This window comes from Enterobacter dykesii, assembly GCF_008364625.2.
GTDB classification, from domain to species: domain Bacteria; phylum Pseudomonadota; class Gammaproteobacteria; order Enterobacterales; family Enterobacteriaceae; genus Enterobacter; species Enterobacter dykesii.
Window position 1 is genome coordinate 2473793 of record NZ_CP126604.1, and the last position, 26043, is coordinate 2499835.

25 protein-coding genes are annotated in these 26043 nt (G+C 54.3%); 11 read left to right on the forward strand and 14 right to left on the reverse strand.

The annotated features are described in order from the left end of the window. Positions 1 to 165 precede the first annotated feature (165 nt). The 7 genes from fabI to osmB all read left to right on the forward strand — a co-directional run bounded on the left by fabI (position 166) and on the right by osmB (position 8139). Positions 166 to 954 carry an enoyl-ACP reductase FabI gene (fabI, locus tag F0320_RS11865; protein ID WP_003856831.1) on the forward strand — a complete coding sequence of 263 codons (789 nt, stop codon included), beginning with the start codon at positions 166 to 168 and terminating at the stop codon, positions 952 to 954. Positions 955 to 1107: 153 nt separating this feature from the next. Further along, positions 1108 to 2094, forward strand: coding sequence for a CMD domain-containing protein (locus F0320_RS11870; RefSeq protein WP_126328713.1), 987 nt, complete (start codon positions 1108 to 1110; stop codon positions 2092 to 2094). An 88-nt stretch (positions 2095 to 2182) separates the two neighbouring features. After that, positions 2183 to 4117: an exoribonuclease II gene (locus tag F0320_RS11875; RefSeq protein ID WP_149323787.1), complete on the forward strand. Its 1935-nt coding sequence runs from the start codon at positions 2183 to 2185 to the stop codon at positions 4115 to 4117. A 323-nt stretch (positions 4118 to 4440) separates the two neighbouring features. Next, positions 4441 to 6432 (forward strand): cyclic di-GMP phosphodiesterase, encoded by a 1992-nt coding sequence (gene pdeR / locus F0320_RS11880; protein ID WP_047651108.1) that lies wholly within the window; start codon positions 4441 to 4443, stop codon positions 6430 to 6432. Between the two features lie 246 nt (positions 6433 to 6678). Continuing rightward, a complete protein-coding gene (locus tag F0320_RS11885; protein WP_126328715.1) occupies positions 6679 to 6861 on the forward strand; it encodes a hypothetical protein in 183 nt (60 codons plus the stop codon). A gap of 43 nt (positions 6862 to 6904) precedes the next feature. Next, complete coding sequence (locus F0320_RS11890; protein ID WP_023312063.1) at positions 6905 to 7657, forward strand: DNA-binding transcriptional regulator YciT; 753 nt, start codon at positions 6905 to 6907, stop codon at positions 7655 to 7657. A 263-nt stretch (positions 7658 to 7920) separates the two neighbouring features. Then, entirely contained in the window at positions 7921 to 8139 is a 219-nt protein-coding gene (gene osmB, locus F0320_RS11895) for an osmotically-inducible lipoprotein OsmB (RefSeq protein ID WP_008501216.1), read from the forward strand. A 105-nt stretch (positions 8140 to 8244) separates the two neighbouring features. On the opposite strand, the gene yciH is transcribed toward osmB, so the two are convergent. From yciH to pgpB, 5 genes are all read right to left on the reverse strand, one after another. Beyond that, positions 8245 to 8571, reverse strand: a complete 327-nt coding sequence (yciH, locus tag F0320_RS11900) for a stress response translation initiation inhibitor YciH (protein ID WP_023312064.1) — start codon at positions 8569 to 8571, stop codon at positions 8245 to 8247. Continuing rightward, positions 8571 to 9308, reverse strand: a complete 738-nt coding sequence (pyrF, locus tag F0320_RS11905) for an orotidine-5'-phosphate decarboxylase (RefSeq protein WP_045355906.1) — start codon at positions 9306 to 9308, stop codon at positions 8571 to 8573. Before pyrF ends, yciH begins: the two co-directional genes overlap by 1 nt. Before the next feature lie 185 nt (positions 9309 to 9493). Further along, positions 9494 to 10663 (reverse strand): lipopolysaccharide assembly protein LapB, encoded by a 1170-nt coding sequence (gene lapB / locus F0320_RS11910; protein WP_023335944.1) that lies wholly within the window; start codon positions 10661 to 10663, stop codon positions 9494 to 9496. Between the two features lie 6 nt (positions 10664 to 10669). Next, positions 10670 to 10978: a LapA family protein gene (locus F0320_RS11915; RefSeq protein WP_023312067.1), complete on the reverse strand. Its 309-nt coding sequence runs from the start codon at positions 10976 to 10978 to the stop codon at positions 10670 to 10672. A gap of 148 nt (positions 10979 to 11126) precedes the next feature. After that, positions 11127 to 11894 carry a phosphatidylglycerophosphatase B gene (gene pgpB / locus F0320_RS11920; RefSeq protein ID WP_032656731.1) on the reverse strand — a complete coding sequence of 256 codons (768 nt, stop codon included), beginning with the start codon at positions 11892 to 11894 and terminating at the stop codon, positions 11127 to 11129. A gap of 197 nt (positions 11895 to 12091) precedes the next feature. On the opposite strand from pgpB, the gene ribA reads away from it, so the two are divergent. After that, on the forward strand, positions 12092 to 12682 hold the full coding sequence (gene ribA / locus F0320_RS11925; protein ID WP_008501210.1) for a GTP cyclohydrolase II: 591 nt from the start codon (positions 12092 to 12094) through the stop codon (positions 12680 to 12682). A gap of 37 nt (positions 12683 to 12719) precedes the next feature. On the opposite strand, the gene acnA is transcribed toward ribA, so the two are convergent. From acnA to topA, 5 genes are all read right to left on the reverse strand, one after another. After that, on the reverse strand, positions 12720 to 15395 hold the full coding sequence (gene acnA, locus F0320_RS11930; protein ID WP_149323788.1) for an aconitate hydratase AcnA: 2676 nt from the start codon (positions 15393 to 15395) through the stop codon (positions 12720 to 12722). Between the two features lie 161 nt (positions 15396 to 15556). After that, complete coding sequence (gene ymiC, locus F0320_RS11935) at positions 15557 to 15655, reverse strand: small membrane protein YmiC (RefSeq protein WP_032623144.1); 99 nt, start codon at positions 15653 to 15655, stop codon at positions 15557 to 15559. A gap of 311 nt (positions 15656 to 15966) precedes the next feature. Next, the gene (locus tag F0320_RS11945) at positions 15967 to 16107 is read right to left on the reverse strand and encodes a YmiA family putative membrane protein (protein WP_213327741.1); all 141 of its coding nucleotides are present in this window, start codon (positions 16105 to 16107) and stop codon (positions 15967 to 15969) included. A gap of 338 nt (positions 16108 to 16445) precedes the next feature. After that, entirely contained in the window at positions 16446 to 17420 is a 975-nt protein-coding gene (cysB, locus tag F0320_RS11950) for an HTH-type transcriptional regulator CysB (RefSeq protein ID WP_008502814.1), read from the reverse strand. 187 nt (positions 17421 to 17607) lie between these two features. After that, positions 17608 to 20205 carry a type I DNA topoisomerase gene (gene topA / locus F0320_RS11955; RefSeq protein WP_047651111.1) on the reverse strand — a complete coding sequence of 866 codons (2598 nt, stop codon included), beginning with the start codon at positions 20203 to 20205 and terminating at the stop codon, positions 17608 to 17610. Between the two features lie 399 nt (positions 20206 to 20604). On the opposite strand from topA, the gene F0320_RS11960 reads away from it, so the two are divergent. After that, positions 20605 to 20856: a YciN family protein gene (locus tag F0320_RS11960; protein ID WP_023312072.1), complete on the forward strand. Its 252-nt coding sequence runs from the start codon at positions 20605 to 20607 to the stop codon at positions 20854 to 20856. A 34-nt stretch (positions 20857 to 20890) separates the two neighbouring features. Here the strand turns inward: F0320_RS11960 and sohB are convergent, their stop codons facing one another. Next, positions 20891 to 21937, reverse strand: coding sequence for a protease SohB (sohB, locus tag F0320_RS11965; protein ID WP_126328718.1), 1047 nt, complete (start codon positions 21935 to 21937; stop codon positions 20891 to 20893). 251 nt (positions 21938 to 22188) lie between these two features. On the opposite strand from sohB, the gene F0320_RS11970 reads away from it, so the two are divergent. Both F0320_RS11970 and cobO read left to right on the forward strand, forming a co-directional pair. Beyond that, positions 22189 to 22950: a YciK family oxidoreductase gene (locus tag F0320_RS11970; protein ID WP_039263558.1), complete on the forward strand. Its 762-nt coding sequence runs from the start codon at positions 22189 to 22191 to the stop codon at positions 22948 to 22950. Then, on the forward strand, positions 22947 to 23537 hold the full coding sequence (gene cobO, locus F0320_RS11975) for a cob(I)yrinic acid a,c-diamide adenosyltransferase (protein WP_045355892.1): 591 nt from the start codon (positions 22947 to 22949) through the stop codon (positions 23535 to 23537). Before F0320_RS11970 ends, cobO begins: the two co-directional genes overlap by 4 nt. A 35-nt stretch (positions 23538 to 23572) precedes the next feature. Here the strand turns inward: cobO and rluB are convergent, their stop codons facing one another. The 3 genes from rluB to rnm all read right to left on the reverse strand — a co-directional run bounded on the left by rluB (position 23573) and on the right by rnm (position 26043). Next, the gene (gene rluB / locus F0320_RS11980) at positions 23573 to 24448 is read right to left on the reverse strand and encodes a 23S rRNA pseudouridine(2605) synthase RluB (RefSeq protein ID WP_023312076.1); all 876 of its coding nucleotides are present in this window, start codon (positions 24446 to 24448) and stop codon (positions 23573 to 23575) included. Between the two features lie 96 nt (positions 24449 to 24544). Next, complete coding sequence (locus F0320_RS11985; protein ID WP_003856793.1) at positions 24545 to 25165, reverse strand: L-threonylcarbamoyladenylate synthase; 621 nt, start codon at positions 25163 to 25165, stop codon at positions 24545 to 24547. Then, the gene (rnm, locus tag F0320_RS11990; protein ID WP_126328719.1) at positions 25162 to 26043 is read right to left on the reverse strand and encodes an RNase RNM; all 882 of its coding nucleotides are present in this window, start codon (positions 26041 to 26043) and stop codon (positions 25162 to 25164) included. The genes F0320_RS11985 and rnm overlap by 4 nt, the downstream gene beginning before the upstream one ends.

The following is a 26043-nucleotide window of genomic DNA, read 5'->3' on the forward strand; positions in this document are numbered from 1 at the left end:
CGCTTTCTTCGGGGCAGGCGTCTTCGGAGAAGAGCGAGAAATATCGTGACACAAGGGGCTGTGAGTGGGCTATAATTTCGAGCTAATTTCGAATGATTTTGAAATACTGCCTGTAACGCTATGAATTACAAGGCAAAATTAGCAATGAATATAAGGATTAAAGCTATGGGTTTTCTTTCCGGTAAGCGCATTCTGGTGACTGGCGTTGCCAGCAAACTGTCCATCGCATACGGCATCGCACAGGCAATGCATCGCGAAGGCGCTGAGCTGGCGTTCACCTACCAGAACGACAAGCTGAAAGGCCGTGTTGAAGAGTTTGCCGCGCAGCTGGGTTCCAGCATTGTTCTGGAATGTGACGTTGCACAAGACGAAAGCATCGATGGCATGTTTGCTGAACTGGCAAAAGCATGGCCGAAATTCGACGGTTTCGTTCACTCCATTGGCTTCGCTCCTGGCGACCAGCTGGACGGCGACTACGTGAACGCGGTTACCCGTGATGGCTTCAAAATCGCTCACGACATCAGCTCCTACAGCTTCGTTGCGATGGCGAAATCCTGCCGCGCGATGCTGAACCCGGGCGCAGCCCTGCTGACCCTGTCCTATCTGGGCGCTGAGCGTGCTATCCCTAACTACAACGTTATGGGTCTGGCAAAAGCCTCTCTGGAAGCCAACGTACGCTACATGGCGAACGCAATGGGCCCTGAAGGCGTGCGCGTTAACGCCATCTCTGCAGGTCCTATCCGCACCCTGGCAGCTTCCGGTATTAAAGATTTCCGTAAAATGCTGGCACACTGCGAAGCGGTTACCCCGATTCGTCGTACCGTTACCATTGAAGATGTGGGTAACTCTGCAGCATTCCTGTGCTCTGACCTTTCCGCTGGTATCTCCGGCGAAGTGGTTCACGTTGACGGCGGCTTCAACATCGCTGCAATGAACGAGCTGGAAATTAAATAAGCTGTGACTCTCTTCCCGCACGGGAAGAGAGTTTTCCCCCCGCACCACCCCTTCGTTATTCCGTTCTGCTATTTGTTATCACCTAACAATATTTTTCCCTTTATCTGCCTTACGCCAGGATATTGATCGCCATTTTGAGATCAAGGAACGCACATGGAACAACGCCGTTTTTCCGGCAAAGGCCACTGGTATCACGAGACCCAGTCGAACCACGCGCAGACGGATGTTCTGCCTCTGGTGCCCGAAGCCGCTAACGTCGACGATCGTTTTTTGCTCGATTTAGCCCTGCCTGATGAGATTGTCGCCGCCTGTACTGGCTGGCTTACCCCTGCCAGAGCCTTGTGCCACCAGCTGTTTCCGCTCTCGATTCCCGTGAACCGCCTGCATACGCTCAGCGCATACGATCGGCTCAGCACCGCGCTAACGGTCGCCCAGGCCTGTGGTGTTCAGCGGCTTTGTAACCATTACGCCGCCCTCCTCGCCCCGCTTCCCGGCCCGGACTCCTCGCGCGAAAGTAACCGACGTCTGGCGCAAATTACGCAGTATGCCCGCCAGCTTTCCAGCTCCCCTGATGTTATTGATGACAAAGCGCAGAACCAGCTTGATGAGGTTGGTCTGTCAATCTATGACATTGTGGTGATTAACCAGATTATCGGCTTTATCGGCTTTCAGGCGCGCGTGGTCGCGGTTTTTCAGGCGCTGTTAGGACACCCCGTTCGCTGGTTGCCGGGCCATCATATTCAGCCGCACACGCTGCCCGCGAGCCACGCCGCCTGGGTTCCGCTTTTGCCCGTCGTCGAGCTGCGCTATGCGAGCGCGCATCAGCTTGAGTCGCTGTCCCGCTGGCAGGCAGAACCCGCGCTGGAGGCCCTGACGCCGGTCCTTTGCCACGAGCCGTCGCTGCTCGACCTGACCGGAGAGATCCTGTTAAACACCCGCGACGCGATCCCGCTGACGTCCCCCGCACTTTCGGCGGCGGTCGAACTGCTGACGCGCTCTCCGGACCGCTTCAGCGCCGCGCAGTTTACCCCGCTCACGGATCAGGGGCTCCCCGGCGAACATGCCATCATGCTGCTTACCCGGAGCGCGTTTGACGGCTGGCTCAATCGTTTGAAAGTCGCGTTTGGTAAAGAGGAATAACCATACTAATTACCCAAAGAGCGCTTGCTGAGACAGTGAGAATCGCGTAAAACTGTCAGCCGCTCAATGGCTACGAAAATAGAACATTATGTTTCAGGACAACCCGCTGCTAGCGCAGCTTAAACAGCAAATGCATTCCCAGACGCCGCGTGCAGAAGGGGTCGTAAAAGCCACGGAAAAGGGCTTTGGCTTCCTTGAGGTTGACGCGCAGAAAAGCTACTTCATTCCGCCTCCGCAGATGAAGAAAGTGATGCATGGCGATCGCGTCATGGCCGTCATTCATACCGAGAAGGACCGCGAGTCTGCCGAGCCGGAAGAACTGATCGAACCGTTCCTGACCCGTTTTGTGGGTAAGGTGCAGAGAAAAGACGATCGTCTTTCCATCGTGCCGGATCATCCCCTGCTGAAAGATGCCATTCCCTGCCGCGCCGCCCGTGGCGTTGAGCATGATTTTAAAGAAGGTGACTGGGCCGTAGCAGAAATGCGCCGTCATCCTCTGAAAGGCGATCGCGGTTTTTATGCTGAGCTGACCCAGTTCATCACCTTTGGTGCCGACCATTTCGTGCCATGGTGGGTCACGCTGGCACGCCACAATCTTGAAAAAGAAGCGCCGAACGGCGTAGCGACCGAGATGCAGGACGAAGGTCTGACGCGCCGCGATCTCACCGCGCTGGAGTTTGTCACCATCGACAGCGCCAGCACGGAAGATATGGATGACGCGCTGTATGCTGAAGAGAGCGCCGATGGCAAACTGCATCTGACCGTCGCCATTGCCGATCCAACCGCCTGGATTGCCGAAGGCAGCAAGCTTGATGACGCGGCGAAAATCCGTGCGTTCACCAACTACCTGCCGGGCTTCAACATTCCGATGCTGCCGCGCGAATTGTCAGACGATCTCTGCTCGCTGCGTCCAAATGAAGTGCGCCCGGTCCTTGCCTGCCGCATGACTATCGCCGCAGATGGCGCGATTGAAGACGATATCGAGTTCTTTGCCGCCACCATCGAATCGAAAGCCAAGCTGGCCTACGATAACGTCTCCGACTGGCTTGAAAATACCGGTAGCTGGAAACCTGAATCCGACGCCATTGCCGCGCAAATCCGTCTGCTGCATCGCATCTGCCTGAACCGCGGCGAGTGGCGTAAAACCCATGCGCTGGTGTTTAAAGATCGTCCGGATTATCGCTTTGTTCTGGGCGAGAAAGGCGAAGTGCTGGACATCGTGGCCGAACCGCGACGCATTGCGAACCGCATCGTTGAAGAGGCGATGATTTCCGCCAACATCTGCGCCGCACGCGTGCTGCGCGACAAGCTGGGCTTTGGCATTTACAACGTCCACACCGGGTTTGATCCGGCGAATACCGAAGCGCTGGCGGCCCTGCTGAAGAATCACGATGTGCACGTCGATCCGGAAGAAGTGCTGACGCTGCCGGGCTTCTGCAAGCTTCGCCGCGAACTGGACGCGCAGCCGTCGGGTTTCCTGGACAGCCGCATTCGTCGCTTCCAGTCCTTCGCTGAAATCAGCACCGAGCCTGGCCCGCACTTTGGTCTTGGCCTCGAAGCTTACGCCACCTGGACATCGCCGATCCGTAAGTATGGCGATATGGTTAACCACCGTCTGCTGAAAGCGATTATCAAAGGTGAAACCATTGCCCGTCCTCAGGAGGACACCACGCTGCAGATGGCCGATCGTCGCCGTCTGAACCGCATGGCCGAGCGTGACGTTGGAGACTGGCTGTACGCACGCTTCCTGCAGGATAAAGCCGGTACGGATACCCGTTTCGCCGCAGAGATCATCGATATTAGCCGCGGGGGTATGCGTGTCCGTCTGGTCGATAACGGTGCTGTCGCGTTTATTCCTGCGCCGTTCCTGCACGCGGTTCGTGACGAAATGGTCTGTAGCCAGGAAAACGGTACCGTGCAAATTAAAGGTGAAACAGTTTACAAAGTCACCGACGTGATTGACGTCACTATCGCCGAAGTTCGCATGGAAACCCGCAGTATTATCGCGCGTCCTGTCGCCTGATAACCGGTTCAATTGTCGGTCATTTCCTCTCCGGAAAGGCCGACAATTTTTCTTTTTATCCCCGCCACAAAATCATTATTTTTCCTTACTATTTTCAGTATCCCTTCGCCCAAACCCGCCATAATTATCTACAGTAAAAGAGTGTTGTTTTATTCGGTTATGTGAATTTCTATACGCTCCGTACCCTTTTTAACCTGACTCGTTTTATTATAAGAAAGCAGGGAAAAACAACAGGTTCACTTCGGTTTTGCCGCTGTTTCTCAACGGAAAAGTCGACAGCAAATGAATAATTTGTGCGCTTATGAACAGCTGCGGGAGAAAACATGATGGACGATCTGGAGCAGAATTTGCTGTTTCGCTACATGGGCACTCACAGCCCGTGGTGGCGCCTGTCAGCTGACAGCAACGCTCTGCACCTTTCCACCAGCGAAAATGCCGATGTCACTCAGGTCGTGGCGCTGGACGATGAACAGGCCGATCTCATCCGTCATTTAACCGTTATTACCTCCAGCATTTCCATGACGCTCTCGTTATTCGGGGAAGACCTCCCGGTTCATCTTGTGGGCCGTAAGATTACCCGCAACGAGTGGGCAGGCACCGCTTCCGCCTGGAACGATACGCCCTCCGTGGCGCGCGATCTGGCTCAGGGGCTCTCTTTCGCGGAGCAGGTTGTATCAGAGGCCAACTCCGTCATTGTTATTCTCGATAAGCACGGCAATATTCAGCGATTTAACCGGCTTAGCGAAGAGTACACCGGCCTGAAAGAGCAGGAAGTGATTGGTCAGAACGTGTTTAAGCTGTTTATGAGCCGCAGCGAAGCGGCAGCCTCAAAGCGCAATATTACCGGTTTTTTTCGCAACGGCAGCTCCTATGAAGTCGAACGATGGATCAAAACGCGTAAGGGTCAGCGGCTGTTTCTGTTCAGAAACAAATTCGTCCACAGCGGCAGCGGTAAAAATGAAATTTTCCTTATCTGTTCCGGGACCGATATTACCGAGGAGCGCCGCGCTCAGGAGCGGCTGCGCGTGCTGGCCAATACCGATACCATCACCGGCTTGCCAAACCGCAATGCGATCCACGACCTGATTTCTGACGCCATCGCCAGCCGCGGCGATACGCAGGTTGGCGTGGTGTATCTCGATCTGGATAACTTTAAAAAGATCAACGACGCTTACGGGCATATGTTTGGCGATCAGCTTTTGCAGGCTGTCGCTCTCGCGATTTTGAGCTGTCTGGATGAGGAACAGGTTCTTGCGCGTCTTGGCGGCGATGAGTTTATCGTCATGGCCACCAATACCTCTCAGGGCTCTCTGGAGGCGATGGCGTCACGCATTTTAACCCGTCTTCGCCAGCCGTTCCGAATCGGTCTGATTGAGATCTATACCGGCTGCTCTCTGGGTATCGCCCTCGCCCCGCAGCACGGGAACGACCGGGAAAGCGTCATTCGAAACGCCGATACCGCCATGTACACCGCCAAAGAGAACGGCCGGGGCACGTTTTGCGTCTTCTCACCCGAGATGAACCAGCGCGTGTTTGAGTATCTCTGGCTGGATACCAACCTGCGTAAGGCGCTGGATAACGATCAGCTTCTGATCCACTATCAGCCGAAAATAACCTGGCGCGGGGAAGTCAGAAGCCTTGAAGCGCTGGTCCGCTGGCAATCACCAGAACGCGGCCTGATCGCGCCGCTAGAGTTTATCTCTTATGCCGAGGAGTCGGGTCTAATTGTGCCGCTGGGCCGCTGGGTGATGCTTGATGTGGTTCGTCAGGTGGCAAAATGGCGCGATAAGGGAATAAACCTGCGCGTGGCAGTGAACGTCTCTGCACGCCAGCTGGCCGATCAGACCATCTTCAGCGACTTAAAGCAGGCGCTGAAGGATCTGAATTTTGAATACTGCCCGGTCGACGTCGAGTTGACCGAAAGCTGTCTTATCGAGAATGAAGAGCTGGCGCTGTCCGTGATCCAGCAGTTCAGCCGACTCGGGGCGCAAATTCATCTGGATGATTTCGGTACCGGCTACTCTTCCCTTTCTCAGCTGGCCCGCTTCCCTATCGATGCCATTAAACTCGATCAGGCTTTTGTCAGGGATATTCATAAGCAATCCATTTCACAGTCGCTGGTGCGCGCCATCGTCGCGGTGGCACAGGCGTTAAATCTTCAGGTGATTGCTGAAGGTGTGGAAAATGCAAAAGAAGACGCCTTTCTGACCAAGAACGGCGTCAACGAACGGCAGGGTTTTCTGTTTGCTAAGCCGATGCCCGCTGCCGCATTCGAGCGATGGCTAAAACGATATCAAGCGCGAAATCAACGTTAACTGGCTTTATGCAGGCCCGCCGCGTGATGGCGATTTTGCAGCGTCACCAGTCGCTCCCCCCCGTGAGGCCGCAGCATCATCCAGACCCTGTGACGCTCCGCTTCGCAATAACCTGACATCTGCATGAAGGGGATTAAATTTATCACTTACGTTTAAGTAATTTAGTTATTGTATTTTTTCCCTTCTCTTTTGATCCTAATTTCTGCATCATTGAAAATATTAACTTTTCGCGCCTGGGGTGAGATTATGTCGACTATTGACGCACAAGCTGTAGCACAACGAATTGATACCGTGCTGGATATCCTGGTGGCGGGCGATTATCAATCTGCTATCCGGAATCTCGAGATCCTGAAGTCTGAACTTCTTGCTCAGAATGGTGCTGACAATGCGCCAGAAAACAGACAGCCAAAAGCGCCGTGGGAAGTTTAACCCCACCGTCTCCGACCTCGTTTCGCTTTATTAAATGGATGCTATGAATTCCCGACAACAACTCATTTTGCAGATGGTCATCGATCAGGGACGCGTAAGCGTAGTCGATCTCGCTAAAACCACCGGCGTTTCTGAAGTCACCATCCGTCAGGATCTTAATCTGCTGGAAAAACAGAGCTATCTGCGTCGTGCGCACGGATATGCGGTCCCCCTGGACAGTGATGACGTTGAGACGCGCATGATGAATAACTACGCGCTCAAACGTGAACTGGCGGAATTTGCCGCATCCCTGGTGAACAACGGCGAAACCGTCTTTATTGAAAACGGCAGCAGCAATGCCCTTCTGGCGCGCACGCTTGCCGATCAAAAAGACGTTACCATCATCACCGTCAGCAGCTATATCGCGCACTTGCTCAAAGAGACGCGCTGCGAGGTGATTCTGCTCGGCGGTATTTACCAGAAAAAAAGTGAAAGCATGGTAGGCCCGCTGACCCGTCAGTATGTTCAGCAGGTACATTTCAGCAAGGCCTTTATCGGGATTGACGGCTGGCAGCCGGAGACAGGTTTTACCGGCCGGGACATGATGCGCTCTGACGTGGTGAATGCCGTGCTGGAAAAAGAGTGTGAAGCCATTGTGCTGACCGATAGCTCTAAATTTGGCGCCGTTCACCCATACACGATGGGCCCGGTTTCACGCTTTAGCCGCGTGATTACCGACGAACGGTTGAGCGATGCGCACCGTAATAAGCTGGAAGATGACGGGCTGATCGTCAATATTATTAAAACGACCGCCTGAGTTCCCTCCGCGCCCGAATTTCGGGCGCATACGCCCTTCTTTCTCTGAGATGATTCCTGGTACTTCTTTAAGAGTTTTTACCTGTTTAACCTGCATTAAAGTCGTAAAATTAATGTTAGCGATATAACAGGAAGTGACTATCACCTGCGTGATTACGTAACGCCTGCGCGACCAGCTTTCACGGAAAACAGAATTAAGTATTCGATTCGTCTATACTTAACGTGTACATCTTTCCGTGAATCGATAATTCAGGAGAAAGTATTATGACCTTAACCAGCAAAAAATTAGCCGCCGCTGTTCTGGCAATCACTGTAGCAATGTCCCTGAGCGCGTGCTCTAACTGGTCTAAACGTGACCGTAACACCGCTATTGGTGCCGGTGCCGGTGCTCTCGGTGGTGCAGTATTAACGGATGGTAGTACGCTGGGTACATTAGGTGGCGCTGCTGTCGGTGGTATTATCGGTCACCAGGTTGGCAAATAATTATTATCTAAGCCTTCCCCGGTATTGCGATATTTGAACGCATTTCAGGTCTGACATACGCACGTATATAATACGAGCCACGGCATTTGCCGTGGCTCATTTATTTTAACCGCCTGCCAGTTTGACTTTCATACCTTTGGCTTCCAGCAGAGATTTTATTAAATCGCGCTTGTCTCCCTGGATTTCAATAATGCCGTCTTTCACGGCGCCGCCGCAGCCACATTTCTTTTTCAACTCGGCCGCCAGCTTTGCAAGTTCAGCATCATCCAGGTCAATGCCGGAGATGAGGCAAACCCCTTTCCCTTTTCGTCCACTGGTTTGACGCTGGATCCGAACGATGCCGTCCCCCTTAGGACGTTCCACTTTCGCTTTCGGCTCGTCTATACGCCCGCTATCGGTTGAATAGACCAGACGGCTGTTGGAATCGGTCATTAGGCCCCCTTTTTCAGCGATGCGTTGATAGCCTTAAGCGTCTCAGCCGGGTTGGCAGACTGCGTCACCGGACGCCCGATGACCATGTAGTCAACGCCAGCAGCCAGCGCCTGCTCAGGCGTCATAATACGGCGCTGATCGCCGACTTCGCTGCCTGCAGGACGGATACCCGGCGTAACCAGTTTAAAATCCTGGCCCAGCGCTGATTTGAAACGTACCGCTTCCTGCGCGGAACAAACAACGCCATCCAGGCCGCAATGCTGCGTCAGACGCGCGAGACGTTCGGCATGCTCGGCGGGTGACAACGTCACGCCCAGGTCGCGAAGATCGTTTTCGTCCATACTGGTCAGCACCGTGACCGCAATCAGCAACGGTGCATCTTTACCGAACGGCAGAAGCGCCTCACGGGCGGCCGTCATCATTCTTGCCCCACCCGATGCGTGGACGTTGACCATCCATACACCCAGCTCTGCGGCTGCGGCAACGGCGTGCGCCGTGGTATTCGGGATATCGTGGAATTTAAGGTCGAGGAAAACGTCAAAGCCGCGCTGCTGAAGATCGCGAACGATTTGCGGTCCAAACAGCGTGAACATCTCTTTGCCAACTTTCAGACGGCAGTCGCGAGGGTCGATGCCGTCGACAAACGCCAGTGCAGCGTCACGCTTATTGTAATCAAGCGCAACAACAACAGGAGAGTCCGTAATTACGCGGGAAGTGGAGGATGTAACAGACGTCATGACCAGCCCTTTTCGTCTATGGGCGCGCAGCGGCGCGGAACAGATAAACGGCCAGCATTCTACCTGCCGACGCCGTAAATTGACAGGATCCATTTACGCGCCTGCCAGGCCGGCAAACCGCACGGAGTTCGGGACAAGGGAAAAATCATGAGTATGTTGTAACTAAAATGAGGCGTTTTAAAAAATTACTGCCCGTCCAGACCGCGGATTGGCTTGATGGTGGACCAGGCGCGGCAGGAAGGACAGTGCCAGTAGAGCGTATACGCGGTAAAACCACACTTCTGGCAACGATAGCGCGGCTTGCTGCGCACCTGCTCGCCAACCATATCGCGCAGCACCATCAGGCTCTCTTTGGCTCGCCCTTCTTCGGCGTCATTCAGGTGGTAATCCATCAGCTTGTGGAATACCCGCATGGTTGGATGGCGCTGCAGCTGGCGCGTAATATAAACCTGCGCGGTGTCGCTTCCCTCATACTGCTCAACGACGTCAGAGAGCATCAGTTCAGCGGTGGCGCCAGTATTCTCTTCCACGCAGCGACGCAGGAACGCTACCCACTCTTCCTGCTTGTCCAGCTGTTGATAGCAGGTTTGCAGCATTTCCAGCGTTTCACTGACCAGCTCTTTGTCCTGGTCGATAACCCGCAGCAGGCTTTCAACGGCTTTGGCGTAGTCGCCATTCGCCATAAAGACGCGCCCCATCATGATGGAGATGCGCGCGCTGTTGCGGTCCGCGGCGGCGCCTTTCTTCAGCAGCGCCATGGCTTTATCCATGTCGTCGTTGCCCATTTGCTGAAGAGCAAGCTCACAGTAGAAATGGGCGATCTCAACGCGCTGCTTATCTTTACCCAGCTTCACCAGACGTTCAGCGGTATCAATGGCTTTCTGCCAGTCGCTGGTGGCCTGATAAATCTGCAGGAGTTGCTGCAATGCCCCGATGCGAAAATCTGTTTCATCAACCAGCTGCGCGAACATATCTTCAGCGCGATCGTACAACCCCGCGGCCATGTAATCCCGCCCCAGCTGTTGCACCGCCAGGAGACGTTGATCGTAGGTCAGCGAGGCGCTTTCCATCAGGGTCTGGTGAATACGAATGGCGCGATCGACCTCGCCGCGCGAGCGGAACAGGTTGCCCAGGGTGAGATGCGCTTCAACCGTCCCCGTATCCTCTTTCAGCATATCGAGGAACAGGTCTACCGCTTTGTCCTGCTGATTACTCAGGAGGAAGTTCACCCCCGCAACGTAGTCGCGGGAGAGCCGGTTGGCCTCATCCTGTTTTGTTTGTTGCGCACTTCTGCGGCCCATATACCAGCCATAGGCTGCGGCTACAGGCAAAAGCAGAAACAACAACTCCAGCATAGTCGATTATTCCTTCACGACCGGCACACCAGAGCTTTCCGGGATGTCAGACGCAGGGGCAATATTATTTTCGAGTCGCTTAATTTTACGTTCAGCGCGCGCAAGAGAAACACGGACTTTCAGCCAGAACAGACCGCAAACCAGCCAGCCAATGGCAAAGCCGGCAGCAAATAGGACCGCCAGCAGGCTCGAGACGCGATACTCACCCTGAGCCAGCAGATAGTTAAACGTCACCTGCTGATCGTTTTGTGCACCCAACGTGACTGAAATGACAAAAATCGCCAATACCAGTAAGAAAATGAGTAAATATTTCACATTACTTCCCGTTATGTGGTTCAAGCGAATAAAGTGTGTTCAACCCACCGCAATCAGCCTTATAAACTACCATTTTAGCGACGAGCGCGAAACGGAAAAAGTGACGCGCAGGTCATGGATCTATGGGCAAAATGCGGAATATCAACCGTCAGGCGTCTGTCTGGTCCCTTTCGGCTATTTCTTCTTTCTCTTCTGGCGGTGGCGTTAGCGGGCCGCAGAATCGTTCAGTGAGCCAGGTCGCCATCATAATCAGCAGCCATGAGATGAGCGTGGCGACGACCAGGTCCCGAGGCCAGTGCATCCCCAACAGCAAGCGGCTGCCCATAACTCCCGTCGCCCAGACCAGTAAAATCACGATAGTGATCGTTCGACGCCTTGGCCAAAGCAGCCCAACCCCCAGCAACGCCCAGCTGGCCGCAAACATGGTGTGACCGGAAGGAAACGCGAACCCGGTCTCTTTCTGCCAGTGTTTACGCAAGAATTTCGGGATATCCTGCTGTTCCGCAAGCTGTTCTTTCACCAGCGCACCGCGATCTTTACGCTTTAAATTGTAGAACTCATCCACCGGAACATGATGCGTTTTTTCCAGCCAGACGACAAAAGGACGCGGTTCCTGAACGCGATCTTTAACCCAGGACTTCACGCCCTGACCGACAAGGATAGCGCCCCCGAGTATCGCAAAGAGCATCAGCGCCGCCCGCAAACGAAAGCGGAGGCACCACAGAAACCAGGCGCAGAGGAGTACGTGGGTAATTATTCCCCACGGCTGGGTGACCGTTTCCGTTATCCAGTATAACGTTTTCAGCCACGTGGCGTTCTGCCCGGGCTGCCACATCCAGCCTGAAAGCCATACGGCCAGAGGCATAATCAGTAAAATGGCCGCACCTGCTGCCGTACGTCTGGCGATTGAAAGCATGTCTTCTCCTTTTTCGCTAAGCGTCACAATCATAACCGAAATTAATCCTCCGGGTGGATATGTCGGATCGTGCGTTTAACGTTCATATAGCATGGTGCCCATTAGGCGAACCTGCTGAGCTTGTGGCAAAATGAACTGATACAGAAAGCAAAACAGGGCAAAGGCACGAAACGTGTCAGCCTACTCTGGAGAATCACATGCAGCTTAAACGTGTGGCAGAAGCCAAACTGCCAACCCCATGGGGCGATTTCCTGATGGTGGGTTTTGAAGAACTGGCAACCGGACAGGATCATGTCGCGCTGGTGTATGGCGACATTTCAGGGCAGACGCCGGTGCTGTCCCGCGTCCATTCAGAGTGTCTCACCGGCGACGCGCTGTTCAGCCTGCGCTGTGATTGTGGTTTCCAGCTGGAAGCCGCCCTGTCTCATATTGCAGAAGAAGGCCGAGGTGTGCTGCTTTATCACCGTCAGGAAGGTCGTAATATTGGTCTGCTGAACAAAATCCGCGCCTACGCGCTTCAGGACCAGGGCTACGATACGGTTGAAGCAAACCATCAGCTTGGCTTTGCCGCTGACGAACGCGACTTCACCTTGTGCGCCGATATGTTCAAGCTGCTGGGCGTGGACGAAGTTCGACTGCTGACCAATAACCCGAAAAAAGTGGAGATCCTGACCGAAGCGGGGATCAACATCGTCGAGCGCGTACCGCTGATTGTCGGCCGTAACCCGAAAAACGCCCACTACCTTGATACCAAAGCCGCCAAAATGGGCCATCTGCTGAAAGAGTGATGCTAAAAAGCCCGGCACGAGTGCCGGGCTCGTTTCATCAATCCAGCATCTTACGAATCACATAATGTAAAATGCCGTCGTTCTGGTAATAGGTCAGCTCGGTTGCCGTATCAATACGGCACCGGCAATCCAGCACCTCGGTTTTCCCGTCTGCCCGCGTTAACTTCACCGGCACCGTTTTCCCCGGCTGCAGGTTTTGCAGACCGCTAATCTCAATCTGCTCTTCCCCGGTCAGTCCCAGCGTTTTACGGGTCACGCCCTGCGGGAACTCAAGCGGCAGGATCCCCATGCCGATCAGGTTCGAGCGGTGAATACGTTCGAACGATTCGGCGATGACCACGCGAACGCCAAGCAGACGCGGACCTTTCGCCGCCCAGTCGCGGCTGGAGCCGGAACCGTACTCTTTCCCGGCGATCACCGCCAGCGGCGTACCTTCCTGTTGATATTTGACCGCCGCATCATAAATCGAAACCACTTCCGTACCCGGCAGATGGCGGGTCATCCCCCCTTCCACGCCCGGTACCATTTCGTTACGAATGCGTATGTTGGCAAAGGTCCCGCGCATCATGACCTCATGGTTGCCGCGACGCGAGCCGTAAGAGTTAAAATCGCGGCGTTCGACGCCCCGGCTCTGCAGATAACGGCCTGCCGGGCTATCGGCTTTGATACTCCCCGCCGGAGAGATATGGTCGGTCGTGACGGAGTCGCCCAGCATCGCCAGTATGCGCGCGCCGTGAATATCCTTAAGCGGTGCCGGCTCGGCCAGCATCGCATCAAAGAACGGCGACAGACGAATATAGGTCGAGTCATCCTGCCAGTCGTAGGTATCCGAGCCCACGACGTTGATGGTTTTCCACTCCGGCGTGCCTTCAAAGACCTCCGCATACTCTTTGCGGAACATCTCGGTTGAGACCTTTTCAACGGCCAGCGCGATTTCACGCGAAGATGGCCAGATATCTTTCAGGTAGACAGGATCGTTCTTGCGATCGTGACCAATCGGATCGGTCGCCAGGTTGATATTCATGTTCCCTGCAAGGGCATACGCCACAACCAGCGGCGGCGAGGCAAGCCAGTTGGTTTTCACCAGCGGGTGTATACGCCCTTCAAAGTTTCGGTTACCGGACAGAACCGCGCCTACCGTCAGGTCACCCTGCTTGATCGCCGTTTCAATCGGTTCAGGCAGCGGGCCGGAGTTACCAATACAGGTCGTACAGCCGTAGCCCACGAGGTTAAAGCCCAGTTCGTCAAGGTACGGCGTCAGTTTGGCCTGCGCCAGGTAATCCGATACCACTTTGGAACCCGGTGCCAGCGAGGCCTTGACCCATGGCTGAGGTTTTAGCCCAAGCTCTACCGCCTTTTTCGCCAGCAGACCGGCCGCCATTAATACGCTGGGGTTCGAGGTGTTGGTGCAGGAGGTAATGGCCGCAATCACAACCGCGCCATCCGGGAGCTGATACTGATGTCCGTTCAGAACATAGTTGACCGGACGGTGATCTTTCTGCGCCACGTTCACTTCCAGTGCATTGCTGGCGGCAAAGGCTTTTGGCACGTCACTCAGCGCAACCCGATCCTGCGGACGTTTCGGTCCGGCGAGGCTCGCCTCAACGCTTCCCATATCGAGTTCAAGCGTGCTGGTGAAGACCGGTTCATCGCCCGGGTTTCGCCACATGCCCTGCGCTTTGGTATAGGCCTCGACCAGCGCAACCTGCTCTTCGCTGCGCCCGCTAAGGCGCATGTATTCCAGCGTGACGTCATCGATGGGGAAAAAGCCGCAGGTTGCACCGTATTCCGGCGCCATATTGGCAATGGTGGCACGGTCGGCCAGCGGCAGCGAATCCAGTCCGTCACCGTAGAATTCTACAAACTTGCCCACCACACCATGCTTACGCAGCATCTGGGTGACGGTGAGCACCAGATCGGTGGCGGTAATGCCTTCAGACAGCTTGCCGGTGAGCTTGAAGCCCACCACGTCAGGGATAAGCATGGACACCGGCTGGCCGAGCATGGCCGCTTCCGCTTCGATACCCCCAACGCCCCAGCCCAGCACGCCCAGACCGTTGATCATGGTGGTATGGGAGTCCGTGCCCACCAGCGTGTCCGGATAGGCGACCCACTCTTTATCCTGCAATTCACTCCAGACGGCTTTACCCAGATATTCAAGGTTCACCTGGTGACAAATACCGGTACCCGGCGGGACCACGCTAAAACGGCTGAACGCCTGCTGCCCCCACTTCAGGAACACGTAGCGCTCGTGGTTGCGCTCCATCTCCAGACGCACGTTCTCGCCAAAGGCGTCGTCATCACCAAAGCGGTCAACGGTTACGGAGTGGTCAATGACGAGGTCAACAGGGGAAAGCGGATTCACTTTTGCCGTATCTCCGCCGAGACGCTTAACGGCCTCGCGCATCGCGGCTAAATCAACGACGGCAGGAACACCGGTAAAGTCCTGCATCAGCACCCTGGCCGGGCGGTAGGCGATTTCTCTGTCGGCATGGGCATTTTCGAGCCACCCTGCCAGCGCCTGGATATCATCGAGGGTGACAGAATCACCGTCCTGCCAGCGCAATAGGTTTTCCAGTAATACTTTCAATGACTTGGGTAAACGCGAAATGTCCCCAAGCGTTCTGGCAGCCAGCGGCAGGCTGTAGTAATGCCAGGTTTTATTTTCTGCCTGTAACGTGTCCTTACTGGCTTCGCGTAGGGTTAACGACATAAGCTCCTCCTTAATCACAGAGATGCCCCGACAATCATCAGGGCCGTAATTAAAGATAACACAAAGATGTCGTAACGTTTTGATAACAACCCAAATTGATAAATTTAGGATTGGTCCAGAAAGGAAAAACAAAAAACCCCGCCGTAGCGAGGTTTTACAATTTAGTGGAGGGCCAACCAGATGAGCTGACTCCAGAACAGAATCGACACGGTAAAAACGCCGATCCATGACCAGTATTTGTGAGACGTCATGTTATTCATCATAGGGACACCAGGCATTATTTATTAAAAGTTCCGAGGTAAGTCCTCAGTGCTATATTGCTGATGTGTATTTATTAAAGAGTACAAAAGTGCAGAGTCGATATTCAGACTATTTGCATCATTACGCAATTAACTAAATTATTGTTTTTTGGGTTCGTCTTCTGCGAACACATCAATAAACGCTTGCTGCTGCGGCGTCAGTTTCCAGGACGCGGGTACAACGGTCGCAGGAGCTTTACGCCCTCTGTGGCCATTGTCACGATGCTGACACATCTGTTTTACCGAAGCTGTACGTACCGTCACTGCCATATTTAACCCCAATATTTCCAGGCCAGGAGAGCAACCACCACCCAAAACAGGGTAGAGACGAGAAAGACCGCCAGCCAGGCTTTACGCTTGAGCGCAGGATCCCTTTGCGGTTCTTCACTTCCTGAAGGCATTGCTAACCTCATACAATCGATATCGCTTATCATTTAGGACCAAACAATTGGTACAATTAATCATCTGTTGAGATAAATCCTAAAGAAACTTTAGCCGAAAAGCCAGTGAATTTACGCACCGGGAGGTATGAAATATTCAATCTTTTGACCAGAAATAAATAATTGAAAAGAAAAATTTGCGAAGGCGTAAATTAGTTTCTACTTTTGTCGCCAATTCACGACATTATAACCATACGAATTAAATGGATAATGACATTATATGACAGGGGATACGTAGATGATGATAATTCTAATTTAGCTTTGAGGCGTTATTTCGGTATCTTTCCGTAAGGGAAAGATACCGGGTGTGATTATTTTTCGGGGAGTTTGATGTCTTTAAACATCTCTTCAATATCTTCATTTGAGCGTAATGCCACGGCGGTATCCACCACGTCACGCGTTAAATGAGGGGCAAAGCGCTGAATAAAATCATACATATAGCTGCGCAGGAAGGTGCTGCGACGGAAGCCAATCTTTGTGGTGCTATGGCTGAAAACATCATGCGCATCAAGACGCACCAGGTCAGGATCTGACACCGGATCCACCGCCATGCTGGCAATAACGCCCACTCCCAGACCAAGCCGCACATAGGTCTTAATCACGTCGGCATCCGTCGCGGTAAAGACAATGCGCGGCGTTAACCCTGCCCGGTTAAAGGCCGTATCAAGCTCGGACCGTCCGGTAAAGCCAAACGTATACGTTACCAAAGGATATTGCGCCAGCTCTTCGATAGTGACCGACCCTTTACCCGCCAGGGGGTGATCGGGGGTCACCACGATAGAACGGTTCCAGTGATAGCATGGAAGCATCACCAGATCGTCATACAGGTGGAGCGCTTCCGTGGCGATGGCAAAGTCTGCATTACCCTTGGAGACGGCTTCAGCAATTTGCGTTGGCGAGCCCTGGTGCATATGCAAAGAGACGCGAGGATAACGCTCGATAAAGCCTTTAATTACACCGGGAAGCGCATAGCGCGCCTGGGTATGCGTCGTGGCAATATACAGCGAGCCTTTATCCGGCCAGGTGTGTTCCCCTGCCACTGACTTAATCGCATCGACTTTGGAGAGGACTTCCCGCGCAATGCGGATGATTTCCTGCCCCGCAGGCGTCACCTGAGTGAGATGCTTACCGCTGCGGGCAAATATCTGGATACCTAACTCGTCCTCCAGCATACGAACTTGTTTGCTGATGCCCGGTTGCGAGGTATACAACCCCTCGGCGGTAGAAGAGACGTTAAGGTTATGATTCACCACCTCAACGATATAACGAAGCTGCTGTAATTTCATGCCAGACCATCCGATTTAGCGCATGCGGTCAATCGCTTAAGACGATTTAATAATAAGAAACAGGTTAACTATAACCACTATATCATTTATAGCCTGACTGTATAGTACGGAACAAAAAATAATAACAAGGCAATAAAAAAGGGCCGGAAATCCGGCCCTTTTACAGGTAAGTTACGGTAAGGGAAGATTATTTCTTGCCTTCAACCCATTTGCCATCGACAAAGAAGGCTGACCATCCGGTCGCTTTACCCTCTTTCTCGGCCGCAACATACTGCTGCTTAGTTTTACGGCTAAACCGTACCACGGTTTTGTTGCCTTCCGGATCCTGCTGTGGCGCATCGGCCAGATAACGCAGTTTCTCAGGCAGACGATCGCGGAAGCGATGCAGCTCTTCCACCAGCGGCGCGCGCGTTTCACGCGATTTCGGGAAGGTGTTGGCGGCCAGGAAGACACCTGCGGCACCATCACGCAGCACGAAGTACGCGTCGGATTTCTCGCACGGCAGTTCTGGCAGCGGAACCGGATCTTCCTTCGGAGGAGCCACTTCGCCGTTACGCAGAATTTTGCGCGTGTTTTTACACTCGTCGTTGGTACAGGCCATGTACTTACCGAAACGCCCCATTTTCAGGTGCATTTCAGAGCCACACTTCTCGCACTCCACAATCGGGCCGTCATAGCCTTTAATGCGGAACTCACCCTCTTCGATCTCATACCCGTCACACGTTGGGTTATTACCGCAAACGTGCAGCTTACGTTTTGGATCGATCAGGTAGCTGTCCATTGCCGTGCCGCATTTTTTGCAGCGGCGTTTGGCACGCAGAGCGTTTGTTTCCGCATCATCACCTTCCAGCACGTTGAGCACTTCGTTCTCAGGCACCAGGTTGATAGTGGTTTTGCAGCGCTCTTTTGGTGACAGGGCATAGCCGGAGCAGCCAAGGAACACGCCCGTGGTTGCGGTGCGGATCCCCATCTTGCGGCCGCAGGTTGGACAGTCGATGCTGGTCAGAACCATCTGGTTTGGCAGCATACCGCCCTCTTCAGGGTCTTTTTCCGCTTTTTCAAGCTGGTCGGTAAAGTCGCTGAAGAAGCTGTCGAGGACCTTTTTCCATTCCGCCTGATGGCTGGCAACCTGGTCGAGGCTGTCTTCCATTTGCGCGGTGAAATCGTAGTTCATCAACTCGCGGAAGTTTGCTTCCAGACGGTCAGTGACGATCTCACCCATTTTTTCCGCATAGAAACGGCGGTTTTCAACGCGCACGTAGCCACGGTCCTGAATGGTCGAGATGATGGATGCGTAGGTCGATGGACGACCAATACCGCGTTTTTCCAGCTCTTTCACCAGGGACGCTTCACTGAAGCGCGCAGGCGGCTTGGTGAAGTGCTGTGCCGGAACCAGATCGACAAGTGACAGCTCGTCACCTTTGTTTACGGCAGGCAGCGTTCTGTCTTCATCACCTTTACGCAGCGCAGGCATCACCTTCGTCCAGCCGTCGAAACGCAGGATACGACCGCGCGCTTTGAGACGGAACTCGCCCGCGCCAACGGTCAGCGTGGTGGAGTCATACTGCGCTGGCGTCATCTGGCACGCCACGAACTGGCGCCAGATCAGCTGATACAGCTTCTGCGCGTCGGCTTCCATGTCTTTCAGCGATTCCGCTAACACCGAGACGTCAGAAGGACGAATCGCTTCGTGCGCTTCCTGGGAGTTCTCTTTGCTGGCGAACTGGTTAGCGCTTTCCGGCAGGTATTTCTTACCGAAGTTGTCGCTGATGTAGCCACGCACCATGTTGACCGCGTCCTGGCTCAGGTTGGTTGAGTCGGTACGCATATAGGTGATGTAGCCCGCTTCATACAGGCGCTGAGCCATCATCATCGTCTTCTTCACGCCATACCCCAGACGCGTGCTTGCAGCCTGTTGCAGCGTGGAGGTAATAAACGGCGCACCTGGCTTGCTGCTGGTCGGTTTGTCTTCACGTTCCAGCACCTGATAACGTGCTTTTTCCAGCAGCGCGACGGCGGCCATGGTCTGGTCGCGGTTTTCCGGACGGAAAGGCTTGTCGTTGTGATGGCTCACCTGCAGCGGCAGAGCGTCACCGCCCGGCGTGGTCACATTGGCATCGACTTCCCAGAACTCTTCCGGCACGAAGGCTTTAATTTCGCGCTCACGCTCAACGACCAGACGCACGGCGACGGATTGCACACGCCCTGCGGACAGGCCACGGGCAATCTTCTTCCACAGCAGTGGAGAGACCATGTAGCCCACAACGCGGTCCATAAAGCGACGTGCCTGCTGTGCGTTTACGCGGTCAATGTTCAGTTCGCCCGGCTTCTCAAATGCCTGACGAATCGCATTCTTCGTAATTTCGTTAAACACTACACGGCTGTAGCGTTTGTCATCACCACCGATCACTTCCCGCAGGTGCCACGCAATGGCTTCCCCTTCGCGGTCAAGGTCGGTTGCGAGATAGATGTGGTCTGCTTTTTCAGCAAGCTGCTTCAGCTCGTTAACGACTTTTTCTTTCCCGGGCAGCACTTCATATTGTGCATCCCAGTTATGCCATGGGTTTACACCCATGCGGTTGACAAGCGCGCTACGTTCATCCTTTTTAGGCTTTTTAGCCCCTTTGGTGGAGGTAGAGTCTGCGCTCTTTTTGCTGGCTGAGCCACTGGTCGGCAAATCGCGGATATGACCGACGCTGGACTTAACCACGTAGTCATTACCCAGATACTTATTGATCGTTTTGGCTTTTGCCGGGGACTCAACGATGACGAGAGCTTTACCCATATTCACCTTTACCTAATTTAATTCTTCCAGGAATACGCCGCACGTTGATTTCCCTTCCGCTGACGACGCGCCAATGATATTGCGACTGCGTCAGGAGATATCAACCCCTTTGACTTACCGGACGTTAATGAGAATACGCCCAGGTGATTGAGTTTTCGGGTATTTTTCTCACATCTCGTGTAATTCGTGACGAATTCCCGGTTGAATGTCAAGCAATTCTGTTGCCAGAATGACGAAAGCGCACACTCTACCTGATAAAATTCGTTACGCAACTTTATTAGCATGCAAAAGCAGATCCCGCCAGCCAGGACCCTGCACCTTATCCCCTCACATTACAGGGAAAATTTGCCCCCAAAGCGCCCTCGGCGTAGACTATTGTCACTGTTTAAGGAGTGGATTATGCAGAATACGACCCAACCTATTGACCGAGCCTCTCTGCTTATCGAAGCAAACAAGCTTATCCGTGACCATGAAGATACGCTGGCGGGCATTGAAGCCACCGGCGTAGAGCAGCGTAATGGTGTGCTGATTTTCAGCGGCGAATACTTCCTTGACGAACAGGGTTTACCGACCCCGAAAAGCACCGCCGTGTTTAACATGTTTAAATACCTGGCGCATACGCTTTCCGAGAAATATCACTTGGTCGATTAATGCAAAACGCGAGGCATATGCCTCGCGTTTTTGTTTACAGCAACGGTTTTTGTCCGCGCTGTAGCCAGCGCAGCAGCAGGCGGTCCGCGCTTTCTGCGGCACTGTTGGTAAAGCGGTCAAGGAGTCGCTTACGCTGGGTAAAGCGCACGCCCACCAGTTCCCGGCCTTCCATCAGATTGAGCAGCAGATCGTCGCTGGTTCCGACTTCATCCACCAGCCCTTTCTCCTGCGCCTGGACGCCGTACCAGTGCTCGCCCGTCGCGACCTGTTCAATATCGAGCGTTGGGCGCATACGGTGTACAAAATCTTTAAAGAGATGATGCGTTTCGTTGAGATCTTCGCGGAACTTTTGACGCCCTTCTTCCGTGTTTTCCCCCAGCAGCGTCAGGGTACGTTTGTACTGACCCGCCGTGTGAAGTTCGATATCAATCTCTTTATTTTTCAGGAAGCGGTTAAAGTTCGGAATTTGCGCGACCACGCCGATCGAGCCAATAATGGAGAACGGCGCGGCAACAATTTTGTCCGCCACGCAGGCCATCATGTAGCCACCGCTCGCCGCCACTTTATCCACCGCCACGGTCAGCGGGATCTGTTTTTCACGCAGGCGCTGCAGCTGTGAGGCGGCCAGTCCGTAACCGTGAACCACCCCGCCCGGGCTTTCAAGGCGCACGACAACCTGATCCTGCGGTGTCGCCACGGCCAGAACGGCAGTCACTTCTTCCCGCAGAGAAGACACTTCATGCGCATCCATACTGCCTTTAAAATCGAGCACATAGACGCGTGGCGTGGCCTTATCCTGCGGCGCATTGAGCTTTGCTTTTGCCTTTGCCGCTTTGGCTTCCTGTTTATGCTTTTTCTTCTGCGCTTTCTGCCAGAGTTTCTGTTGATGACTATCAAGCAGCGCCAGAGACATCTCTTCCTGCATCTCTTTATACTGCTCGCTCAGGCGGGTGATGCGTAACTCCCCACGCTGACGCTTGCGCTGCGTCAGGTTGACAATCAGAACGGCTACCACCGCAATGGCAACCACCACCGTCGCGATTTTGGCCAAAAACAACCCATATTGAGAAAGTAATTCCACGCGTTCCACCTTGATTTAACCACGAATCTTTCACGGCAGTGTACAACAGCCCTGCCCATGCGTCTCGCTCGTGACATTACCTCTGCGAGCCGCCTTCAGGAATCCCCGGACTGGAGTTTAAATATTTGCAAATTGTTAATTTTACAGTAATGCGTCCTGTAGACTGATTGAATTATCAGGCGAATTCGGGCATAAAGCCGAAAAGTCATTATAAAGGCGCCATTGCGTCACCGGTCGCCTGAGGAGTCACCGTGCATTATCAACCGCAAAAAAATCTGCTGCAAAACCGGATTATTCTTGTCACCGGTGCCAGCGACGGGATTGGCCGAGAGGCAGCCCTGACATACGCCGAATATGGCGCCAACGTCATTCTGATCGGGCGCAACGAAGAAAAACTGAAAAACGTCGCTCAGGAGATTGAGGCCGTATGCGGCACGCCGGCCCCGTGGTATACGCTCGATTTACTGACCTGCACGCCTGCGGTGTGCCAGGAATTAGCCCAGCGCATCAGCGCTCACTATCCGAGACTCGACGGCGTGCTGCATAACGCCGGTTTGTTAGGTGAAGTGCGTCCGATGGATGAACAGGATCCGGATATCTGGCAGCAGGTGATGCAGGTCAACGTCAACGGCACGTTTTTCCTCACGCAGGCATTGCTTCCTTTATTACTCAAATCCGAGTCTGGCTCACTGGTCTTTACCTCCTCCAGCGTAGGTCGCGAGGGGCGCGCAAACTGGGGTGCTTATGCCGTATCAAAATTCGCCACCGAAGGCATGATGCAGGTGCTGGCGGAGGAGTATCAGAGCCGTCATCTTCGCGTGAACTGCATCAACCCGGGCGGTACGCGCACCAAAATGCGCGCCAGCGCGTTCCCGAGCGAAGATCCGCAGAAGCTGAAAACCCCGGCAGACATTATGCCGCTCTATCTCTGGCTGATGGGCGACGACAGCCGCCGCAAGACCGGGATGACCTTTGATGCCCAGCCGGGCCGTAAACCGGGAATTTCGCAATGAGTGAAGAACGTCATCAGCAGCGCCAGCAGCGTCTGAAAGAACAGGTCGATGCACGCGTTGCCGCAGCCCAGGACGAACGTGGGATCGTCATCGTTTTTACCGGCAACGGAAAAGGGAAAACCACCGCCGCATTCGGCACGGCGACGCGCGCCGTTGGACACGGTCAAAAAGTGGGCGTGATCCAGTTTATCAAAGGCGAATGGCCCAACGGTGAGCGGAATTTGCTTGAGCCTCACGGCGTTGAGTTTCAGGTGATGGCGACCGGTTTTACGTGGGATACTCAGAATCGGGAAACGGACACCGCAGCCTGTCTCGCCGTCTGGGAGCATGCAAAGAGAATGCTGGCCGATCCCTCGCTGAATATGGTTCTGCTGGATGAGATCACCTATATGGTCGCCTATGACTACCTGCCGCTGGAAGCCGTGCTGGATGCTCTGAAGAATCGTCCTGTACACCAGACGGTTATCGTCACGGGGCGCGGGTGTCATCGGGAGATTCTGGAGATGGCCGATACCGTCAGCGAGCTGCGTCCGGTCAAACATGCGTTTGATGCAGGCATCAAAGCGCAAATTGGAATTGATTACTAAAGAAAAAAGCCCGGTGCGTTCACCGGGCTTTTATATTAACCGTTGTTGTTACGGCTGCCGGAGCGGCGGCTGCTGCTCACCTGGCTGTGGCGCTTCACCGCGCGACGGATCTGATTCGCCTTCATGCGACGACGATCTTTTTCCACCGCCACTTTTGAGGTGGTTTCCGGCGTCAGGCCGACAAGCTCGCGCAGGTAGTTGGTTTGGGTCAGATCCAGTTCGGTATACCCACCGCGCGGCAGACCTTTCGGCAACAGAATGTCGCCGTAACGGACACGGATCAGGCGGCTCACCTGGACGCCTACCGCTTCCCAGAGACGACGCACCTCGCGGTTACGGCCTTCGGTCAGGGTCACGTTGTACCACTGGTTAATGCCTTCCCCACCGGTAAACTTGATGGTTTTGAACGCCGCAGGACCGTCTTCCAGCTGAACGCCACGCGACAGATCGCGCAGTTTATTTTCATCAACCTGGCCAAATACGCGCACCGCGTATTCACGTTCCACTTCACGGCTTGGGTGCATCAGACGGTTTGCCAGTTCACCATCGGTGGTAAACAGCAGCAGACCGCAGGTGTTCACGTCCAGACGACCGACGGCAATCCAGCGAGCGCCACGCAGTTTAGGCAGACGGTCAAACACCGTCGGGCGACCTTCCGGGTCGTTGCGGGTGCACAGCTCGCCTTCTGGCTTGTAGTAAGCCAGCACGCGGCAGATCTGTTCAGCGGACTCTTTCACGGAGATAAGATGACCGTCGATGCGGATCTTCAGCCCCGGTACGATTTCTACGCGGTCACCCAGCGTGGCGATTTTACCGTCCACACTCACGCGGCCCGCTTCAATAATGGCTTCGATTTCACGGCGTGAACCGTGGCCGGCACGCGCCAGCACTTTCTGTAACTTCTCGCTCATTGAGCTTCCTCAGGTGTCGCCTTCACAGGCGTCGAATCAGGTCAAAAGAGGGCTGAGCCCTGCTTTGATGGCCGCGTAGTATATCTGCTTATACCTTTACAAGAAAGGCTTTACATCGCCCACGCCTTCACGAATCACTTCCGGTGCATCTTCGGTTAAGTCGACCACGGTGGTCGGCTGCTGGCCGAGATAGCCGCCGTGAATAATCAGCTCGACCACCTTCTCCAGACGATCTTTGATCTCTTCCGGATCGGACTCGGTAAACTCGCTGCCCGGCAGCATCAGCGAGGTAGAAAGCATCGGTTCGCCGAGGGTTTCCAGCAGCGCCTGCGCAATCGGGTTAGACGGCACGCGCATGCCGATGGTTTTACGTTTTTCCTGCAGCAGTCGACGCGGTACTTCCTTCGTGCCCTTCAGGATGAAGGTGTAGTTGCCCGGCGTGTTGTTCTTAATCAGGCGAAACGCCACGTTATCAACATACGCATAGGTCGACAGCTCAGAGAGATCGCGGCACATCAGGGTAAAGTTATGGCCGTCCGGCAGCTGGCGAATACGGCAAATGCGCTCCATTGCCCCTTTATCTTCAATTTTGCAGCCCAGCGCATAGCCTGAATCGGTCGGGTAGACAATCACGCCGCCTTTGCGGACGATCTCCACGGCCTGGTTAATCAGGCGTGGCTGCGGGTTATCCGGATGGATATAGAAAAACTGACTCATACTTCCCTCTCTTCAATTTGCTGCGGCTGTTCCCAGAGCTGCCAGACCGGCTCAACGCCAGCGGGCAACCAGAGCTTGCGCCCCAGTTCGATCCACGCGCAGGGCTGATGGAAATCAGAGCCCTGTGACCCAAGCAGGCCGAACTGGCGGGCATAGGTCGCGAGCTGCGCGCGCTCGTTGGGCGCCTGCTGACACTGGGCGACTTCCATCGCCTCGCCACCGCATTCGGCAAAGTGTGCCAGCAGCCTTTTCAGCCATTTAGCAGAAAGATTATACCGCCCCGGATGGGCCAGCACGGCCTTACCGCCAGAATGATGAATCACATCAATAGCTTGTTTTATTGTATACCACTGTGGTGGAACGTATCCGGTTTTCCCGCGCGCCAGATACTTTTTAAAGACATCCGCCATGTTCGTCGCTTTGCCGGCTTCAACCAGAAAACGGGCGAAATGACCGCGGGTGACCGCCCCGCCGTTCGCCATCTTTTGCGCGCCTTCCAGCGCGCCCGGAATATGCGCTTTTTCCAGACGCTCGCCGATCATCTCTGCGCGCTGATTGCGGCGCGTTTTTTGTTCTTGCAAAAATGCCGTAAGTGCCGGATGGTCTATATCGATATTCAGGCCAACAATATGAATCTCATGATTTTCCCAGACGGTCGAGATCTCGACGCCGGACACCAGATTCAGCGCCAGCCCGCTGCGGGCAATCTCGGCGCGCGCCGCCGGAATGGCATCTGTCGTATCGTGATCGGTTATCGCCAGCGTGCCGACGCGCATTTCAACGGCGCGATGAACCAGGGCTTCGGGTGTCAGCAGGCCGTCAGAGGCCTGAGTATGGCTATGTAAATCATAAATAATGGCGTAGGTGGTATCGCTCAA

Excerpts from the sequence above, each read along its gene's own strand:
- F0320_RS11985 (WP_003856793.1), bottom strand. The coding sequence starts at position 25,165 with ATGAGTCAGTTTTTCTATATCCATCCGGATAACCCGCAGCCACGCCTG.
- pgpB (WP_032656731.1), bottom strand. The coding sequence starts at position 11,894 with ATGCTTTCAATCGCCAGACGTACGGCAGCAGGTGCGGCCATTTTACTG.
- cysB (WP_008502814.1), bottom strand. The coding sequence starts at position 17,420 with ATGAAATTACAGCAGCTTCGTTATATCGTTGAGGTGGTGAATCATAAC.
- lapB (WP_023335944.1), bottom strand. The coding sequence starts at position 10,663 with ATGCTGGAGTTGTTGTTTCTGCTTTTGCCTGTAGCCGCAGCCTATGGC.
- F0320_RS11885 (WP_126328715.1), top strand. The coding sequence starts at position 6,679 with ATGTCGACTATTGACGCACAAGCTGTAGCACAACGAATTGATACCGTG.
- F0320_RS11870 (WP_126328713.1), top strand. The coding sequence starts at position 1,108 with ATGGAACAACGCCGTTTTTCCGGCAAAGGCCACTGGTATCACGAGACC.
- F0320_RS11875 (WP_149323787.1), top strand. The coding sequence starts at position 2,183 with ATGTTTCAGGACAACCCGCTGCTAGCGCAGCTTAAACAGCAAATGCAT.
- F0320_RS11960 (WP_023312072.1), top strand. The coding sequence starts at position 20,605 with ATGCAGAATACGACCCAACCTATTGACCGAGCCTCTCTGCTTATCGAA.
- acnA (WP_149323788.1), bottom strand. The coding sequence starts at position 15,395 with ATGTCGTTAACCCTACGCGAAGCCAGTAAGGACACGTTACAGGCAGAA.
- topA (WP_047651111.1), bottom strand. The coding sequence starts at position 20,205 with ATGGGTAAAGCTCTCGTCATCGTTGAGTCCCCGGCAAAAGCCAAAACG.
- F0320_RS11945 (WP_213327741.1), bottom strand. The coding sequence starts at position 16,107 with ATGAGGTTAGCAATGCCTTCAGGAAGTGAAGAACCGCAAAGGGATCCT.
- ribA (WP_008501210.1), top strand. The coding sequence starts at position 12,092 with ATGCAGCTTAAACGTGTGGCAGAAGCCAAACTGCCAACCCCATGGGGC.
- pdeR (WP_047651108.1), top strand. The coding sequence starts at position 4,441 with ATGATGGACGATCTGGAGCAGAATTTGCTGTTTCGCTACATGGGCACT.
- ymiC (WP_032623144.1), bottom strand. The coding sequence starts at position 15,655 with ATGAATAACATGACGTCTCACAAATACTGGTCATGGATCGGCGTTTTT.
- fabI (WP_003856831.1), top strand. The coding sequence starts at position 166 with ATGGGTTTTCTTTCCGGTAAGCGCATTCTGGTGACTGGCGTTGCCAGC.
- cobO (WP_045355892.1), top strand. The coding sequence starts at position 22,947 with ATGAGTGAAGAACGTCATCAGCAGCGCCAGCAGCGTCTGAAAGAACAG.
- F0320_RS11890 (WP_023312063.1), top strand. The coding sequence starts at position 6,905 with ATGAATTCCCGACAACAACTCATTTTGCAGATGGTCATCGATCAGGGA.
- osmB (WP_008501216.1), top strand. The coding sequence starts at position 7,921 with ATGACCTTAACCAGCAAAAAATTAGCCGCCGCTGTTCTGGCAATCACT.
- pyrF (WP_045355906.1), bottom strand. The coding sequence starts at position 9,308 with ATGACGTCTGTTACATCCTCCACTTCCCGCGTAATTACGGACTCTCCT.
- rluB (WP_023312076.1), bottom strand. The coding sequence starts at position 24,448 with ATGAGCGAGAAGTTACAGAAAGTGCTGGCGCGTGCCGGCCACGGTTCA.
- yciH (WP_023312064.1), bottom strand. The coding sequence starts at position 8,571 with ATGACCGATTCCAACAGCCGTCTGGTCTATTCAACCGATAGCGGGCGT.